The 16,355-nt window shown below is 50.1% G+C and carries 14 protein-coding genes; 4 read left to right on the forward strand and 10 right to left on the reverse strand.

The genetic code is table 11. From position 1 onward, the window contains the following. Positions 1 to 45: 45 nt before the first annotated feature. The 4 genes from psiF to AAYN39_RS02755 all read right to left on the reverse strand — a co-directional run bounded on the left by psiF (position 46) and on the right by AAYN39_RS02755 (position 3,356). Positions 46 to 366 (reverse strand): phosphate starvation-inducible protein PsiF, encoded by a 321-nt coding sequence (gene psiF, locus AAYN39_RS02740; protein ID WP_000705165.1) that lies wholly within the window; start codon positions 364 to 366, stop codon positions 46 to 48. A gap of 351 nt (positions 367 to 717) precedes the next feature. Further along, positions 718 to 978, reverse strand: coding sequence for an anti-adapter protein IraP (iraP, locus tag AAYN39_RS02745; RefSeq protein ID WP_001518423.1), 261 nt, complete (start codon positions 976 to 978; stop codon positions 718 to 720). Between the two features lie 296 nt (positions 979 to 1,274). Then, positions 1,275 to 2,474 carry a multidrug efflux MFS transporter gene (locus tag AAYN39_RS02750; protein WP_000446769.1) on the reverse strand — a complete coding sequence of 400 codons (1,200 nt, stop codon included), beginning with the start codon at positions 2,472 to 2,474 and terminating at the stop codon, positions 1,275 to 1,277. A gap of 168 nt (positions 2,475 to 2,642) precedes the next feature. Continuing rightward, positions 2,643 to 3,356 (reverse strand): extensin family protein, encoded by a 714-nt coding sequence (locus AAYN39_RS02755; protein ID WP_000480795.1) that lies wholly within the window; start codon positions 3,354 to 3,356, stop codon positions 2,643 to 2,645. Positions 3,357 to 3,433: 77 nt separating this feature from the next. Between AAYN39_RS02755 and ddlA the strand changes: the two genes are divergently transcribed. Then, on the forward strand, positions 3,434 to 4,528 hold the full coding sequence (gene ddlA / locus AAYN39_RS02760) for a D-alanine--D-alanine ligase (protein WP_001096588.1): 1,095 nt from the start codon (positions 3,434 to 3,436) through the stop codon (positions 4,526 to 4,528). A 25-nt stretch (positions 4,529 to 4,553) separates the two neighbouring features. On the opposite strand, the gene AAYN39_RS02765 is transcribed toward ddlA, so the two are convergent. Further along, entirely contained in the window at positions 4,554 to 4,769 is a 216-nt protein-coding gene (locus AAYN39_RS02765) for a DUF2754 family protein (RefSeq protein WP_001239240.1), read from the reverse strand. A 267-nt stretch (positions 4,770 to 5,036) separates the two neighbouring features. Here AAYN39_RS02765 and AAYN39_RS02770 point away from each other — a divergent pair, with 267 nt between their 5' ends. Then, a complete protein-coding gene (locus AAYN39_RS02770) occupies positions 5,037 to 5,345 on the forward strand; it encodes a YaiY family protein (RefSeq protein WP_000763139.1) in 309 nt (102 codons plus the stop codon). 37 nt (positions 5,346 to 5,382) lie between these two features. Here the strand turns inward: AAYN39_RS02770 and yaiW are convergent, their stop codons facing one another. Both yaiW and sbmA read right to left on the reverse strand, forming a co-directional pair. Beyond that, positions 5,383 to 6,477 carry a surface-exposed outer membrane lipoprotein YaiW gene (gene yaiW / locus AAYN39_RS02775; RefSeq protein ID WP_001271423.1) on the reverse strand — a complete coding sequence of 365 codons (1,095 nt, stop codon included), beginning with the start codon at positions 6,475 to 6,477 and terminating at the stop codon, positions 5,383 to 5,385. Between the two features lie 14 nt (positions 6,478 to 6,491). Continuing rightward, the gene (sbmA, locus tag AAYN39_RS02780; protein WP_000477016.1) at positions 6,492 to 7,712 is read right to left on the reverse strand and encodes a peptide antibiotic transporter SbmA; all 1,221 of its coding nucleotides are present in this window, start codon (positions 7,710 to 7,712) and stop codon (positions 6,492 to 6,494) included. 335 nt (positions 7,713 to 8,047) lie between these two features. Between sbmA and ampH the strand changes: the two genes are divergently transcribed. After that, positions 8,048 to 9,205 carry a D-alanyl-D-alanine-carboxypeptidase/endopeptidase AmpH gene (gene ampH, locus AAYN39_RS02785; RefSeq protein ID WP_000830774.1) on the forward strand — a complete coding sequence of 386 codons (1,158 nt, stop codon included), beginning with the start codon at positions 8,048 to 8,050 and terminating at the stop codon, positions 9,203 to 9,205. A 44-nt stretch (positions 9,206 to 9,249) separates the two neighbouring features. On the opposite strand, the gene iprA is transcribed toward ampH, so the two are convergent. Together iprA and AAYN39_RS02795 are read right to left on the reverse strand one after the other, a co-directional pair. Then, positions 9,250 to 9,873: a hydrogen peroxide resistance inhibitor IprA gene (iprA, locus tag AAYN39_RS02790; protein WP_000950094.1), complete on the reverse strand. Its 624-nt coding sequence runs from the start codon at positions 9,871 to 9,873 to the stop codon at positions 9,250 to 9,252. 85 nt (positions 9,874 to 9,958) lie between these two features. Beyond that, a complete protein-coding gene (locus AAYN39_RS02795; RefSeq protein ID WP_000556507.1) occupies positions 9,959 to 12,844 on the reverse strand; it encodes an autotransporter outer membrane beta-barrel domain-containing protein in 2,886 nt (961 codons plus the stop codon). A gap of 512 nt (positions 12,845 to 13,356) precedes the next feature. On the opposite strand from AAYN39_RS02795, the gene hemB reads away from it, so the two are divergent. After that, entirely contained in the window at positions 13,357 to 14,331 is a 975-nt protein-coding gene (hemB, locus tag AAYN39_RS02800; protein WP_000130724.1) for a porphobilinogen synthase, read from the forward strand. A gap of 103 nt (positions 14,332 to 14,434) precedes the next feature. Here the strand turns inward: hemB and prpE are convergent, their stop codons facing one another. Then, positions 14,435 to 16,321, reverse strand: a complete 1,887-nt coding sequence (gene prpE / locus AAYN39_RS02805) for a propionate--CoA ligase (protein WP_000010226.1) — start codon at positions 16,319 to 16,321, stop codon at positions 14,435 to 14,437. Positions 16,322 to 16,355 lie beyond the last annotated feature (34 nt).

The raw sequence follows: 16,355 nt of genomic DNA on the forward strand, positions 1-16,355 counted from the left end.
GTATGAAATTTCGGGTGAGTGTTTTTCAGGGCTCACCCGATAGCACTACGCCGCTTTTTTCAGGCAGGCGCTCATAAACTTGCTACGGTCATCGCCTTTCAGTGATTGTTCCGTCGCCTGAACATTGCATTCACGCATTTTCTGCTGTTGCGGCGTCAGGCTTTTCTCGCCAGGGGCTGACTGGCTGTTTTTCAGGCAGTCGCTAAGGTAGGTTTTACGCGCATCGCCTTTCAACGCTTGCGCTGTCGCCTGCTGATTACAGGTCGTCATGCGCTGCTGTTGCGGCGTTAACGGTTTCTCGGTTGCGCCGACGGCGGTTAAAAAGACCAGGCCAAAAAGTAAAGTCACCAGTAATGTTATTTTCATAGCACCATCCTTTTGTCAGTGTACACATTACACGTTGTCCCTTTGGGAAATATCCCAGGGACTTTATATAAGTCTGGCTGTTACTGGCAAAAATACCACCCGGCAGTAAAAGTATTACTTACCGTTAGCAATATATGTTTTATTGATTGACAAACCGTAGGCTAATGTGCAACTCGATTATCCACAGTCACACTGGCAGGATGCAGAAGAACAGCGCATAACGTTACACTGTTATTACCATAGCCGCTTCGTTTTTATTTTGCTCTGTATTAACCAGAAGAAAATAAAAACGAAGCGGCTATGTTATTTCATAAAAGTAACGTTATAACAACTGTGTTGTTTTAAATACGATTAGTGCCGGGGGTGTCTCAGCAACTTTTTTACATATTGGCGCAGCAATTCCGTATCGTGATCAGGAACGCTGGCATCCGGCTTTACGCCTTCAAGTGCCCCCTCTACCTGACGTATCAACATCTCCTGCTCGTTTTGCGCCATGTTACGTAACATTGCTGTGACGATAATCTCTAACGCTTCTACCTGAGCAACCAGTTCTTTCGACTCTTCTTCTTTTTGGGCTAGCTTAAGCAACAACTCTGCTATGAGATTTTTCATGACCATATTTCCTTATTAGTTCCAGGGTGACGTTATCACTATGAAGAACCACTGCCTAGAGGCTGAAAGTACTATTTTTATGATACAGGAAGAACTTTACACAAATAATTATCACTGTCGCCGCAGCGAAACGTTTCTCAGACCGAAAACGAGACGATAATAAACCATCAAAAAACAATAATCACGCTATATCATAATTTAAGGTTATGCCATCTATAGAAAAACTTCACGGATAAAGAGTATATCTTTTAATTTAAACCATATCGTAACGGCAGAAGCGCCGTTACGATGCACCGCTATTGGCCTTTCGCTTTTTGCGCGTTACGCCGATGACGTAACGCCAGGGTCAGTTGTCCAATATTGATCAACACGATCGCCGCCGTAGCGATAAAAACCCAGCGGAAACCGGCCATCGCCGATACCGTCGCGCCCATCAACGGCCCAACCACGTTGCCCAGGTACATAAATGACTGGTTGTAGCCAAAAATACGTCCGGTAATTTGATCGCTGGAGTATTTCACCAATAACGTTTGTACGGCGGGTAACATCGCGCCATCGGCAAAGCCTAACAAGAAACGTAACAGCCCCAGCTGGAACGGCGTGGTGACCCAGGACATCGCGAAGAAAAGCAGCACTGCGCAGATAAGCGTGGCCATCAGAATTCTTTCCGTGCCGATTCTGTCGCCAAGTTTTCCCAGGCGAGGCGCGGAGATACCGGGCACCGAGGCGATTAACCCGCTAAGAAAGGCGATGTTATTACTGTCCGGCATCATTGATTTGATAAACAGCGCCAGGATTGGACTGATGGAACCATTACAGAGTTGAATGACCATCGTGGTAAAAAACAAACTGATCACCAGCGCAGGATAAGGTAACGACGCAAAAACGGCTTTACCGCTCAGGCGTTCGCTTTTCTTGATGACCGGACGCACGCCTTCTTTAATTAAAAATAGCGTGACCAGAAAGCTCACCACCAACAGCATGGCGGTAATCAGAAATACCGCCCGCAGCCCGATATGATCCGCGACAAAGCCGCCCATTAACGGCCCGCCGATAACGCCGCTGATCTGCGCGGTAGAAAGCGTACTGAGCGCCCAGCCGCTACGTTCGCGCGGTACCTGAGAGGCTACCAGCGCCATGGCATTGGGGATATAGCCTGACGTTAACCCCATGATTCCGCGCAGCAGGAAAAGTTGCCAGACATGGGTCGCGAATGCTTGCAGTAGAATAGCTATCGCCATCCCGAGCGACGCGCGCAATAGCATCAGTTTACGCCCTTTACGATCGGCGAGACTGCCCCACATCGGCGATACAATGGCGGAAATAAGAAACGTGATGCTAAACGTTAACCCGGACCACATTGATAACGCTTCATGGGAAGAGACGCCAAGCTGGGAAATATACAGGGGTAAAAATGGCAGGATTTGGCTGATTGCCAGCCCGGTAAAAAAACATCCAAACCAAACGGAAATTAGATTAACTTTCCAGGATTCCATAAGACTCGTAACGGTAAGTAGCTGAAAATACGCGTTAGCTTAGCAAGCTCTCATTTTCCTGGTGGTTCCAGAGGTGCGATACGTCACACTTTGCTATTTTGTCTCCCCGTTCATCATTTTTGTGAAACATATCACATTATATAGCCGCGAAAGGCAGACGTTTATGCTTTAACGACACACGCCGTAGCCCCGCATTCCAAGATGAAAATGGTTAGCATGAGCAGCGTTATAGTCAGGCCCGAGCCCATTGCCATAATAATGGCAACTGGCGTTTAACATAGCGCGTAACCAGGGCCCCGTCTCCTCACGCCCCCAGCCGCGCAGGACAGTGATTTTTCGGCCATCTGATAGTTGAAACCCGCTGACATCCAGCGCTTCTGCGCTGGCATGTTCACTGCGACGCGCATCCGGACGGTGATAAATATTACGGCAGGCATAGCTGCCCAGATGTTCGATGCGGGTCAGGCGGCGCTGCATCCACGTTTCTGTTAAAGGTTTTGCCTGCTGTTCGACAAACAGCGCGGAACGCAGCGCCAACGGGCAGGAGGCTAAAAAACTGCTGCTCAGTTTTACCTGGCCAAAATCTCTGACGCGCACAACATGGGACAAGGGACATTCACCAGCGCTATCCGCAACAGGTTGTGATGAAATTAATCCCTGTTGATTGGCCGCCGTCAACAGCTCCCGGCACTGCGACGGCGTCAGGCGCTGTAGTTTGAAGGTAGTGATCCAGCCTGGCGGATCGGCAAGTTGTAGCGGAGCAAAAGGATTATAATAAGAGGGAAGATAACGATATCCCAGCCCGCCAATACCGCCCAACAGCACAATAATCAGAAAACCCTTACCTCTCACGCGGCCTCCGTTCTCACATCCCATAAACATTATGGCAGAAGCCCGCGAAACCCGCGTTTTGTCGTGGTAATGTATACGCTTTGCATTCGATGGAATGGGTTTTTAAGATGGCGAAATTGCGGGTAGGAATAGTATTTGGCGGTAAGTCGGCGGAACATGAAGTGTCTTTGCAATCAGCGAAAAATATCGTTGATGCGATCGATAAAACCCGCTTCGACGTGGTGCTGTTAGGGATAGATAAGGCGGGACAATGGCATGTTAACGATGCGGAAAATTATTTGCAGAATGCAGACGATCCGGCACATATCGCGCTACGTCCTTCGGCAATCAGTCTGGCCCAGGTGCCTGGCAAACACCAACACCAATTGATTAACGCTCAGAACGGGCAGCCGCTACCGACGGTAGATGTTATTTTTCCTATCGTCCACGGTACGCTGGGCGAAGACGGCTCATTGCAGGGGATGCTGCGCGTCGCAAACTTACCGTTTGTCGGTTCAGACGTGCTGAGCTCCGCAGCCTGCATGGATAAAGACGTCGCCAAACGACTGCTACGCGATGCAGGACTGAATATCGCCCCGTTTATTACACTCACCCGAACGAATCGTCACGCGTTTAGTTTTGCCGAGGTTGAATCCCGTCTGGGACTGCCGCTGTTCGTTAAGCCCGCCAATCAGGGCTCTTCGGTCGGCGTCAGTAAAGTCGCTAACGAAGCGCAATATCAGCAGGCGGTCGCGCTGGCTTTCGAATTCGATCATAAAGTGGTGGTGGAGCAAGGGATCAAAGGGCGCGAGATCGAATGCGCCGTATTAGGTAACGATAACCCACAGGCCAGTACCTGCGGCGAAATCGTACTGAACAGCGAATTTTACGCCTACGATACTAAGTATATTGATGATAATGGCGCGCAAGTTGTCGTGCCTGCGCAGATCCCTTCCGAGGTGAATGACAAGATCCGCGCGATCGCGATCCAGGCTTATCAGACGCTGGGGTGCGCGGGTATGGCGCGTGTCGATGTCTTCTTAACGGCAGACAATGAGGTCGTGATTAACGAGATTAATACGCTGCCAGGTTTTACCAATATCAGTATGTATCCAAAACTCTGGCAGGCGAGCGGATTGGGCTATACCGATTTGATCAGCCGCCTGATTGAGCTGGCGCTGGAACGCCATACGGCGAATAACGCCTTAAAAACCACGATGTAATAGCGCACGCCCGATAGCGCAACGTTTATCGGGCGTCTTTTACCTCATCATCTTCGCGCCGGCGAATGATGAACCCCGCCAGCCAGAAGCTGATAATCCACGTTACCAGCCCAACGCCATAGGTTTGCCATCCTTTCGCCTCAAAACCCAGCAATCCTACGACGCCATTCAAAATAAAGATAAGGCCAATAGAGAAGGCATAGTAGTGCCAGTCACGACGAATTTTTACAGGCAAACGCATAACGACTCCGACGTATTAACAGCAACAAAAACGTATTTTTGCATACTTCTGGCGAGCGAGTCTGTGGGGGATACGGAATTTCTTAAATGTTAATTGATTTTGATAAAAGTGATCGTTTTGTGACAACTAACAAAAATTTACGCGATGGATACATTCCATATGTGAAATTACCATGATTCTGATATTGACAAACACAATGACCTGTCAGACTTCACAGTAAGCCGATGGCATAACGCCAGATCGTAGCCGATCATCCTGGAGGTCTTTATGGCTGATTTCACTCTCTCAAAATCGCTGTTCAGCGGGAAGCATCGAGAAACCTCCTCTACGCCCGGAAATATTGCTTACGCCATATTTGTACTGTTTTGCTTCTGGGCCGGAGCGCAACTCTTAAACCTGCTGGTTCATGCGCCGGGTATCTATGAGCATCTGATGCAGGTACAGGATACAGGTCGACCACGGGTAGAGATTGGGCTGGGCGTCGGGACGATTTTTGGCCTGGTGCCCTTCCTCACGGGCTGCCTCATTTTTGCCGTTATCGCCGCGTTTTTACGCTGGCGTCACCGTCACCAATAAACCTTAGCGCGCTGGAGAAAATATCCCAGCGCGAAATTTATCGCCCCATACACCGCGCCCGCCGCTCATCAACTCGTTTAGCAAACCAGGCGGTCGTCAGCTTACGCGTGATCTTCGGACTTTCCAGTTGAATACCGGGCAACATTTCCCGCGCAAGCGTCTTGCCCGTTTTGGCCTCGGCCAGCTTATAGACTTTCTTGTAGAGCGCCGTTTTTTCAAACGCCAGGTTATCGCCTTTCTCCAGTTGGCTGCGAATTTCACGCTCACTCATTCCCAACTGCCCTGCCAGTTTGCGCACCGCTAACTCTGTTTTGCCCGGTTCCTTGCTGTTATAACGAATCAGATCGCCATCCAGCGCCAGTTTTACCCCACTGGCTTTACTGACGGCATTCTGGAACGCAGCGTTACGGCTGGCGTACCATCCCGCGTTGAAGTCGGCGAAGCGGAAAACAGGCGCGCTGTAGTTCGCCGGGTAATTCAGCAAATGGTAGGTTCCAAACCACAATCCGCCACGGCGCGTAAAGACCTCCTGACGTACCGTACCCGCCATATTCCACGGATAACCTTTCGCGTGCTGTTCGGCAAAGGCAATGCTGACCTGCATCGGGCCGCCCGTATGCACCGGGTTATATGAGCCAAATAGCGTCTGCCCCATAGGGACCATATTGATAAAGTCGTCAAAAATAGCGCTAAGCTGTTTTTCGGTTTTTACCGTGTCCAGGCGTTCGCTATAGCTCTTGCCGTTGGGGGAGTTAATTTTCAGCGCGGTGTGCACCAGAAACAGCGGAATGTGTAGTCGTTCAGCGCGGCGATCAATCTCCTGCCAGGCGATTTTACTTAGCCCCGGCACGACAGGATCCGCCTGATAACCGGACTCCTGCTGGGCGACAGCCAGCACCGAACAGATATTTTCTACCGTCGGCGCCAGCCCCTGGCTCTTAAACGTTGTCGCGATATCTTTCGCCCAGGCCTCTCTGTCTTTGACACTGGCCGGCATTTTCTGACGTACTACGCTTGCCACGTCGACAGGCTTCTCGCCCTTGCTCACCGGCTGCCCGGATTGACTACTACAGCCAGCCAATATGGCGACCGCCAGAAAAGGCAGAGGATAAAGACGGGACGCCGCCGACATAACGTTTCCTTCTGTTAGCTAAAAGAGTGGGTCACTTCCTGAACTGGCTGACCATCCAACTGGCGTTCAAAGCTACGTAAACGTTTATAAATAGACATCAGCTCCACCAGAGTCGTCCAGGAGTTAATCAAATACTGGAACGAACCGCGCACCTGACCAAACACGTTGGTGATTTGCGTCATCAGCCCCAGCGTAATCGTACCGGCAACAATGGAAGGAAACAGCAGGAACAAACCGAAAACGTTATCGACCTGCAAATAGAGAATGCGCGCGATGTTGAAATACATATAGTGAAAGTAGAGACGGAAGTAGTTATGGCGCACCGCGCTAAACAGTTCACGGACGGTGGGCGGCGTGGCGCGGCTGGCGTCATCTTCACCGTAGACCAGCTCTTTACGATAAGCTGCCTCCACTCGCTGATTTTTAAATTCCAGCCCCGACAATTTGATCCCGACGACCGCCAGCAGGCCCGTCCCCATTAATGACCAGACTATGGCGGCAATGACCAGGCCGTAAGGGATATGTCCTACGATGGGTAAATTCGGCACATGCGCTGACAGGGTGACCAACACCGGCAGAAAGGCGATAAGCGTCATGATGGCATTGATAAAACTCACGCCCATGTTCTCCAGTGTAGAGGCAAAACGCATGGTATCTTCCTGCACACGCTGGGCGGCCCCTTCGATATGGCGCAGGTACTGCCAGTGCGCCATATAGTGCTCATTCATTGCGGTACGCCAGCGAAATACATAGTGGCTGACAAAGAAGTTGTTCAGCACGCCGATCACCACGGCGATAAGCGCAATACCGAGAAACACCCCCACTTCATGATAAAATTGACCAAGAGTGACCTTGTGCGGCGAGTTGAGCGCCGTTTGAATCAAATCATAGAATGGCGCGTACCAGGCGTTAACCGCGACGCCAACCTCCACCAAAAACCAGGTGACAAAAATAATGAGCGAGGTGCCAAGTATCGACCAGTACTGCCAGCGGTGCGGGCTATAGATGAACCAGAACGTTGCAAATAATCCCACGCAAATCAGGTAATAAGCATAAAAAATCAGATAGTCCAGCAACCAGAAGCGCGCTGCGCTGATAGGCACTTCATCGGATGCCCCTACAAGTCGCGCCACCCAATCTCCTCCTCCCGCCTGCCAGAAAATGACAGCGATCAGCGCCCAAACAAACGCCGACATGAAAAACGGCCCTGGCTTTGGGAAAAAAGATTTAAACATCATGCTCTCCTGCTAACTTCTTATCTTTATTACGGCTGCTGTGACGGCGGCAATAGCACGCCATGCCCACGGCTAAACCAGGCATTGTGACCTACGTTGTGACGCTTAGTTCGCATTTCTGCTCAACAGAATTGTTTCGACGAGTTTCATACTCAGCAGGCACGCTGACGCTATCAGGTTATCACAAGCGCTTTATCACAAAAGTAAACATTCTCCATCACGAAAACCCGCCGTTACGTTTTTTCACCCACTTTTTTCTCTTTAACGTTTTGCAATGTGCCGCCGGGTAGTATAAATACGCATAACCACCGTTATTTCACTTATGGACATCACCGTTGAAACGTAGTCTGCTTTTTACTGCCATGCTGTTTGCGGCATCACTTACTTCTGTCCAGGCGGCTCAGCCGATTGCCGATCCGGTTTTTGCCTCTGATATCGTTGATCGTTATGCCGAGCATATCTTTTATGGTAGCGGCGCCACGGGCATGGCGCTGGTGGTGATCGACGGCAATCAACGCGTGTTTCGTAGTTTCGGTGACACCAGACCGGGCAATAATGTTCGTCCACAGCTTGACTCGGTCATTCGTATCGCTTCTCTCACCAAGCTCATGACCAGTGAAATGTTGGTAAAATTGCTCGATCAGGGAACGGTAAAATTAAACGATCCGCTCAGCAAATATGCGCCTCCCGGCGCGCATGTCCCGACGTATCAAGGCACGCCGATTACGTTGGTCAACTTAGCGACCCACACCAGCGCGCTTCCGCGAGAACAGCCCGGCGGCGCGGCGCATCGTCCGGTATTTGTCTGGCCAACCCGCGAACAACGCTGGAACTGGCTCTCCACAGCAACGTTAAAAGTCGCGCCCGGTTCACAGGCGGCCTATTCCAATCTGGCGTTCGACCTGTTAGCCGACGCGCTGGCGACCGCCTCCGGCAAACCTTATACGCAACTGTTTGAAGAAAAGATTACCCGCCCGCTGGGAATGAAAGACACCACGTTTACCCCCTCTCCCGATCAGTGTAAGCGTCTGATGGTGGCAGAGAAAGGCGCAAGCCCCTGTAATAATACGCTGGCTGCCATTGGCAGCGGCGGAGTCTATTCTACGCCAGGAGATATGATGCGCTGGATGCAACAGTATCTGTCGTCAGATTTCTATCACCGTAGCCATCAGGCCGATCGTATGCAAACGTTGATTTATCAGCGCGCACAGTTAAAGAAAATCATCGGGATGGACGTACCGGGTAAAGCCGACGCGCTCGGTCTGGGCTGGGTCTATATGGCGCCAAAAGACGGACGTCCTGGCATTATCCAGAAAACGGGAGGCGGCGGCGGTTTTATTACCTATATGGCGATGATCCCACAATATAATATTGGCGCTTTTGTGGTCGTAACCCGTTCCCCCCTCACCCGTTTTACCAATATGAGCGACGGGATTAACGATTTGGTTACTGAGCTAAGCGGCAATAAACCGATTGCTATTCCTGCATCCTGAGTCGTCGCGCCTCGCGCTATATCAGACGAGGCGCGACATTTTTGTTAATATTCGGAGGGCAAACGGTTAATACTGATCAATTTGCCTTTATTCATTTCAATGTAATTACCCTTACGCAGGGCCGCGAGAACTTCCGCCACCACCGATCGCGATACGCGCGTTCGTTGATGTATATAATTCATAACACCAATACGTGAGCGAAGTTCTTCATCCCACTCAATCATTGTCATTAACGTCGCACGAATCTGGTCGTAAGAATTATTACCAATGAGCTGCTTGTCACGAAGCTCCAGTACCTGACTTTTCCATACTATCCAACAGAAGGCTTCACGCCACAGTTGGTTCTGCTCAATGATGGCGAGAGTTTGTGATGATGAGAGGCGATAACCGATGCAACCGCTCTCCGCAATTAATTTATATTGTGCCTCTTTTTTCGCCACGCCATCGGCTAAGCCAAAAATAAAAGGGGCCTGCACAATACCAATAAGAACTTTATCACCCCGAACTAACGAAACAACCCCCTCTAAAATAACAAAGGTATGGGTATTACTTTCATCAGGTGAACAGATAATCTCTTTATCGTTAACAAACTCGAAACGCGTACCATGCTTAGAAAGGCATTTATCGAGTCTGTTGAATTCCTGTAGTGGCTTGTTTAAAGATAACATATGCATTCCTTGCAATAATGCCCGTCAAGTCCTTGACGGGCATTTTTCAGTTTAAATTACTTTTATTTCTCCTGAGAGAAAATGATTACCAGGTATATTTAACACCAACGTTTGCAGACCAGTCTTGATCAACATCACCGCCGCCGAGGTAGTTAGCATCGGTGTAGGCGCTGAAGTTCTTCGTGAAGCTGAACTGAGTACCCAGACCAACACGTACCGCAAAACCTTCTACGCCGTTGTCGATAGAGTCGCCGTTTACGTCAGCATCGTTGTTGGAGTCGTCGTAAACGTAAGCCAGTTTGAAGTACGGGGTCAGCGCCTGATCTTCGCTGTAAGTGAAGGTATAACCTGCATCTACACCGAGTTCATAACGCATGCTGTCGTAAGACTGACCGTCAACTTTCATGTCGTTGCTCAGCTGGTAGTCGTCGCCGGACTGGAACAGACCGGATACGCTGCCGTAAGGCGTTACGTAGCCTGCATCACCCAGCTTCAGATCATAACCCAGTTTCAAGCCGAAGCCCCAGGCGTCAGAAGAGGTGTTGCCGTCAACGTAAGTACCGTCGCTCATGTTAGCAGACAAATCGTTGTTGAAGTGAGAGTAGCTTAAGTTACCGTCAACAAAGATGTTGTTTGCGAAACGAGCGGAAGAGTAGATGTAGGCAGACTGGCTGTCCTGATCCACCTGACCGGTACGATCGCTCAGATCGCCTTTCGCGAAGCCTGCTGCCGCACCAACGATCCACTTAGCGTTGTTACCGTCAACTTTGGTATCAACACCGACCATGATGCCATTAACATCCTGATCGTAGTTAATGGTGCCGTTGTCGCCGTTGAAGTTACCGCCGAAGTAGCTTACCCATGCGCCGCCGTTATCCGCCAGGCCATGACGAGCGTTGGTCAGACGAGTACCAACGGTGTCTTGTTCCAGGTTCCAGATATTGGTGTTCGCAGAAGGAATGCTCAGCGCCATGTTAGCGTAGTCGGTCAGTTCCATCTGTTCCAGCACGACAGTGTTGCCTTCCTGCTTAGCCTGATAGGTGTAAGCACCCAGGTCAGCTTTGTTTGCTGCAGAGAAGGTAGCGTCGGTGTTTATGTCATTGACATAAATCAGCTCGTTACCTTTGTAATCCGCAACAGAACCGGCACCAGTAGCGTTGTCGATGCGCACTTTATAATTACCAGTGGCCGCTACAACGTTGTCAGTGGTGCTACTTGCATCAGCCTCGTCACCATTGTTGATATCGCCGTTACCGTTGATAGTCAGATGACCATCAGAGTTCATCGCGACAACGCCGTAACCGTAGTTAGCCTGAGTGGTATCCCAGGTACGGTCGTTCACCAAATCGGCATTTAGGGTATAGTCATTGCTATGAATGTTGAACACACCAGCATAAACATTGCCATTATTATCCGCAACGTTACTGCTAGTCAGTTCTAACGTATCAGTATCAATGACGCTATCTGCGTTTGTATTGTTGGTTTGAATATCTAACATACCACCGTGAGTTACGGTAATAGTATTAGCATACAGTGCATCATCACTCCATGCACTGCTGACATCATCAGCCAAAGTAACTGTACTGAAAGTATCAACGGTCAGGTGATCAGTATCAACGTAGCCACCTTCCCCGATGTTCATAGCTGAACCACCGTTTAGAGTAATGGTATCAGCGGTTAAATTGGAGCCATTAGCGACATCAACCTGAGAGCCGCTATTTACTGCTAAGGTATCTATTACAGATGTTTTTGTGGTATCCCACTCAGATCCATTATTCAAGCTGACGTCAAAGATACCGCTCTGGAAGGAAGCAGCACTATTAACACGTCCCCAGGCATCATAATTAGTCGAGTCTGGATCTAAGCTATTGGCATCAACATCATAGAATTGCACTGGATCCATTGACTGTGAATCATTAACCGCCGCACCAACCCATTTAGTGTTATTCAGGGTCAATGTCAGGTGATCAACGTTTTGATCATCATCTGCCCAACCACCATTCGTATAGACAGTAGTGGAATCATCGACTAAACGGCCATTAGAATAGAAATTATAATTCCAGGAGCTCTCAAGGACGACATCCCCCAGTAACTGCGAGTCGGTAAACGTAACGTTGTTTACCATACGGTAATTTGAATAAGGATCGTCAACAAAAGCTAAAGCAACATCATCTTTATTCCAACCATTGCCATTATAATCGCTTGGTTCACTTGAATTGCCAAAATGGCCTTGTTCCTCATCTTCGGACCAGGAGCCTGAAGTTACAGTTGAATTCGCTACGTTAATAGTGTTATCCCACTGATGTGCTTCGGTTGTATATGTTGAATTGCCAAGATCATTTTGGTAAAGAGCAATACCAGCCACATGAGAATTGTTAGTAATATTAATATTACTTTCAACATCAAGGGTTATAGCAGTGCCTAAACCAGCAGTAACCAATTTGTCATAATCGGTTTTGACTGTTTTTCCATCAGAATCGAGATAGGTATCAGTGAAGTAAAACGCCTCAAAGTCATCATCGATTGTAGAATTAGAAATGTTTAGATTAAAAGTATCATCATCAACCCAATCATGGGTCGTATAATCACTACCGTTAGTCCAAACATATTGACCGTAGCCCATCTGGTAAGAAGTAATCATACCATGAATGGTTGAGTTGGTAACATCCAATGTATTCGCAGTATCATTGGCGTAATCATGATTCAGATAATAAGTTGAAATAACGCCATTTACAGTGTCACCAGTAAATTTTGTATCAAAATAGCCGCTATCACTAGCTGGGGTGTTGTAGACATAACCACCATAAGTTAGATAGTCATGGTCGTTGGTATCATCCCAGCCAAAAACAGTGGCCGCATCGTCATGGTACCCAAAAGTATCGTATGTAGTAGCATTCGCCTGAGAAGTGATTGCCAGAGTGCAAGCCAATGCTAATTGTGAGACTACAAGTTTCTTTTTCCAGGAGTGCATTTGTCATCCCTCCTCAGGGACGTAATATAGTTGATCCATCAATTATCAATGCATAAAAACATATAGATGTTTAGCAAGGAGGATTATGCGGCGTCATTGCTAAAAGGTTCAATTATTCTTTATCCTCAGTCCGGATTCGGACATGAATTAAAAAGGCGTAATAAAAGGAAAGTTGATAATTAAAAAGCGTTCTTTTTCATGACCTTGCAAGAAAATAAAAAAACAAAATACATATAAGATAAATATGAATTAAAGAAAAACAAAATAAATATGAATAATGTCAAAATCCACATTTACTTAAATGACGATGAAATAAAACTAAAAACAACGTAAAACTAATTCTTATTTAAAATGATATAGTGCCTGATGTATTAATCTTCGGTATATAAAAGAAGCGCCATGTTCTGCCGCCGCCGGGGCTGCGCCTGCTACGTTAAGGACCGTTTTCGTAAAACATCTGCCTGCAGATTCAGGTATACTGGGCCTTCGATTCCACAAACATCAGGCAGACCATGACAGACCTTATCCATCGCCCTCGCCGCCTGCGCAAATCCGCTGCGCTGCGCGCTATGTTTGAAGAGACAACACTTAGCCTGAACGACCTGGTGTTGCCGATCTTTGTTGAAGAAGAACTCGACGATTACAAAGCTATTGATGCCATGCCCGGCGTAATGCGTATCCCGGAAAAGCAGCTGGCGCGAGAGATTGAACGTATCGCAAATGCTGGCATTCGTTCCGTTATGACCTTCGGCATTTCTCACCATACTGATGACACCGGCAGCGATACCTGGAAAGAAGACGGCCTGGTGGCAAGAATGTCCCGCATCTGTAAGCAAACCGTGCCGGAGATGATCGTCATGTCCGACACCTGCTTCTGCGAATACACCTCGCACGGCCACTGCGGCGTGTTGTGCGAACACGGTGTGGATAACGATGCGACGCTGGCCAACCTCGGCAAGCAGGCCGTTATCGCGGCGGCGGCTGGAGCAGATTTTATTGCGCCCTCCGCGGCAATGGATGGACAAGTCCAGGCTATCCGCCAAGCGCTGGATGCCGCCGGTTTTACCGATACGGCAATAATGTCCTACTCCACCAAGTTCGCCTCTTCTTTCTACGGCCCCTTCCGTGAAGCAGCGGGTACCGCGTTAAAAGGCGACCGCAAGACGTATCAAATGAATCCGATGAACCGCCGTGAAGCGATTCGCGAATCACTGCTCGACGAAGCCCAGGGCGCGGATTGCTTAATGGTGAAACCGGCCGGCGCGTATCTGGACGTGCTGCGTGAAATTCGCGAACGCACAGAGTTGCCGCTTGGCGCTTACCAGGTGAGCGGTGAATACGCCATGATTAAATTTGCTGCTATGGCTGGCGCCATCGATGAAGAAAAGGTCGTGCTGGAAAGTCTGGGCTCGATTAAACGCGCCGGCGCCGATTTGATTTTCAGCTACTTCGCACTGGATCTGGCTGAGAAAAATATTCTGCGTTAATTCTGTTACAGGGCGGCGCGCTGCCGCCCTTTCCCGACTTTACACCCCACTATTCAGTCGCTGAGTCTAACCCGTTGCCGGACGCGGCTTATCCGGCTTACGGCTATTCCTCGATCGCCTGGCGAATTTGCTGCAACGACGCGGGATCGTCAATGGTTGTCAGATCGCCCGGATCACGGCCTTCGCAGATCGCCTGGATCGTGCGGCGAAGCATCTTTCCGGAACGCGTTTTGGGGAGCTGCGAAACAAACCAGACATGCGCCGGACGACCAAAGTGACCGATCTGGTTATCCACCAGCGCCATAATCGCTTTTTCCTCGTCGCGCGCCGCCTCGCGATCCGCCAGCGTATCGCTCTGCTTCGGAATGACAAACGCCACCGCCACCTGCCCTTTCAGAGCGTCTTTTATCCCCACCACCGCCACTTCCGCTACGTTCGGGTAACCGGAGATACTTTCTTCTATTTCTCGCGTCCCCAGCCGATGACCCGCAATATTAATCACATCATCGGTACGGCCCAGAATAAAGTAATACCCCTCGGCGTCGCGGATTCCCCAGTCGAAAGTGGCATAAACCTGACGGTTAAACAGCGACCAGTAAGTCTTCACAAAACGCGCATCGTCGCCCCAAATAGTCTGAATACAACCCGGCGGCAGCGGCCCTTCGATCACCAGCATGCCTTTTTCATTTATGCCGCAGGGTTCGCCGGTGACTTCATTGAGTAGCTGGACGTTATAACCGTACATCGGCACCCCGGGACTTCCCAGACGCGACGGCCTGTCGTCCAGCGCGCGGGCCAGCGCCATGATCGGCCAGCCGGACTCCGTCTGCCAATAATTGTCGATGACCGGTACGCCCAGCGTCTCCGTCACCCAACTGGCCGTCGGCTCGTCCAGCGGCTCACCGGCCAGATAAAGCGCCTCCAGCGAGGAGAGATCGTGATTGCGGATTTGCGCCGTCGGGAATTTTTTCAGCACGCGAATCGCGGTCGGGGCGGAAAACATCCGGTTAACCTGGTATTTCTCGACAATTTTCCACCAGACCCCGCAGTCCGGGTACGTCGGCAGTCCTTCGTAAACAATAGTCGCCATGCCTGCCAGCAGCGGCGCGTAAACGATATAGGAGTGGCCGACGACCCAGCCGATATCCGATGCGCAAAAGAATACGCCGCCCGCCTTGCCGCCAAAAATGGTGTCCATCGAGGTTGCCAGCGCCACCGCATAACCGCCGACGTCGCGCTGGACGCCTTTCGGTTTGCCGGTAGTGCCGGAGGTGTAAAGAATGCACGAGGTTTCATTGGATTCCAGCCACGCCACCGGCACGCTCGCGCCGAGATACTGCTGGCGCAACGTGGAAAAATCCAGATCGCGCCCATCCACCCACGACATTTTCGCCAGCCCTCTGTCCACCAGCAGAACGTGTTTCGGCTGATGCTGCGCCTGCGCAATAGCGTCATCAAGCAGCTTTTTATACGGCAGAATTTTACCGCCACGCGCTCCGGCATCCGCCGACACAATCAGCGCCGGTCTGGCATCGTCAATGCGCGCCGCCACGCTGTGCGAGGCAAAACCGCCAAAGACCACCGAATGGATCGCGCCAATGCGCGCACAGGCCAGCAGGGTTATCTGCGCTTCGGCAATCATCGGCATATAGACCAATACGCGATCGCCACGCTGCACGCCCAGCGACAGCAGCATAGCGGCCACAGCGTTGACTTCATCATGCAACTGGCTGAAGGTAAATGTGCGCTCTTCATCGGTCTCTGATGAGACGGCAATCAGCGCCAGCGCCTCCGGCTGTTTATCCCGCCAGCGGTCGACGGCGTTATGACATAAGTTAGTGGTGCCGCCGCAAAACCAGCGGGCAAACGGTGGACGGCTATGATCCAGCGTCTGCGTAAACGGCTGTCGCCAGTCGATACGCCGGGCCTGCTCGGCCCAGAACGCCTCCGGTTCGTTAATGGAACGCTGATAAAATTCGCTAAAAGACATCACGCTCTCCTGTTGAACTTACGCCTTACTGCTG

Origin of the sequence: Salmonella sp. K21076 (genome assembly GCF_039650795.1) — a bacterium.
Taxonomy (GTDB): Bacteria; Pseudomonadota; Gammaproteobacteria; order Enterobacterales; family Enterobacteriaceae; genus Salmonella; species Salmonella enterica.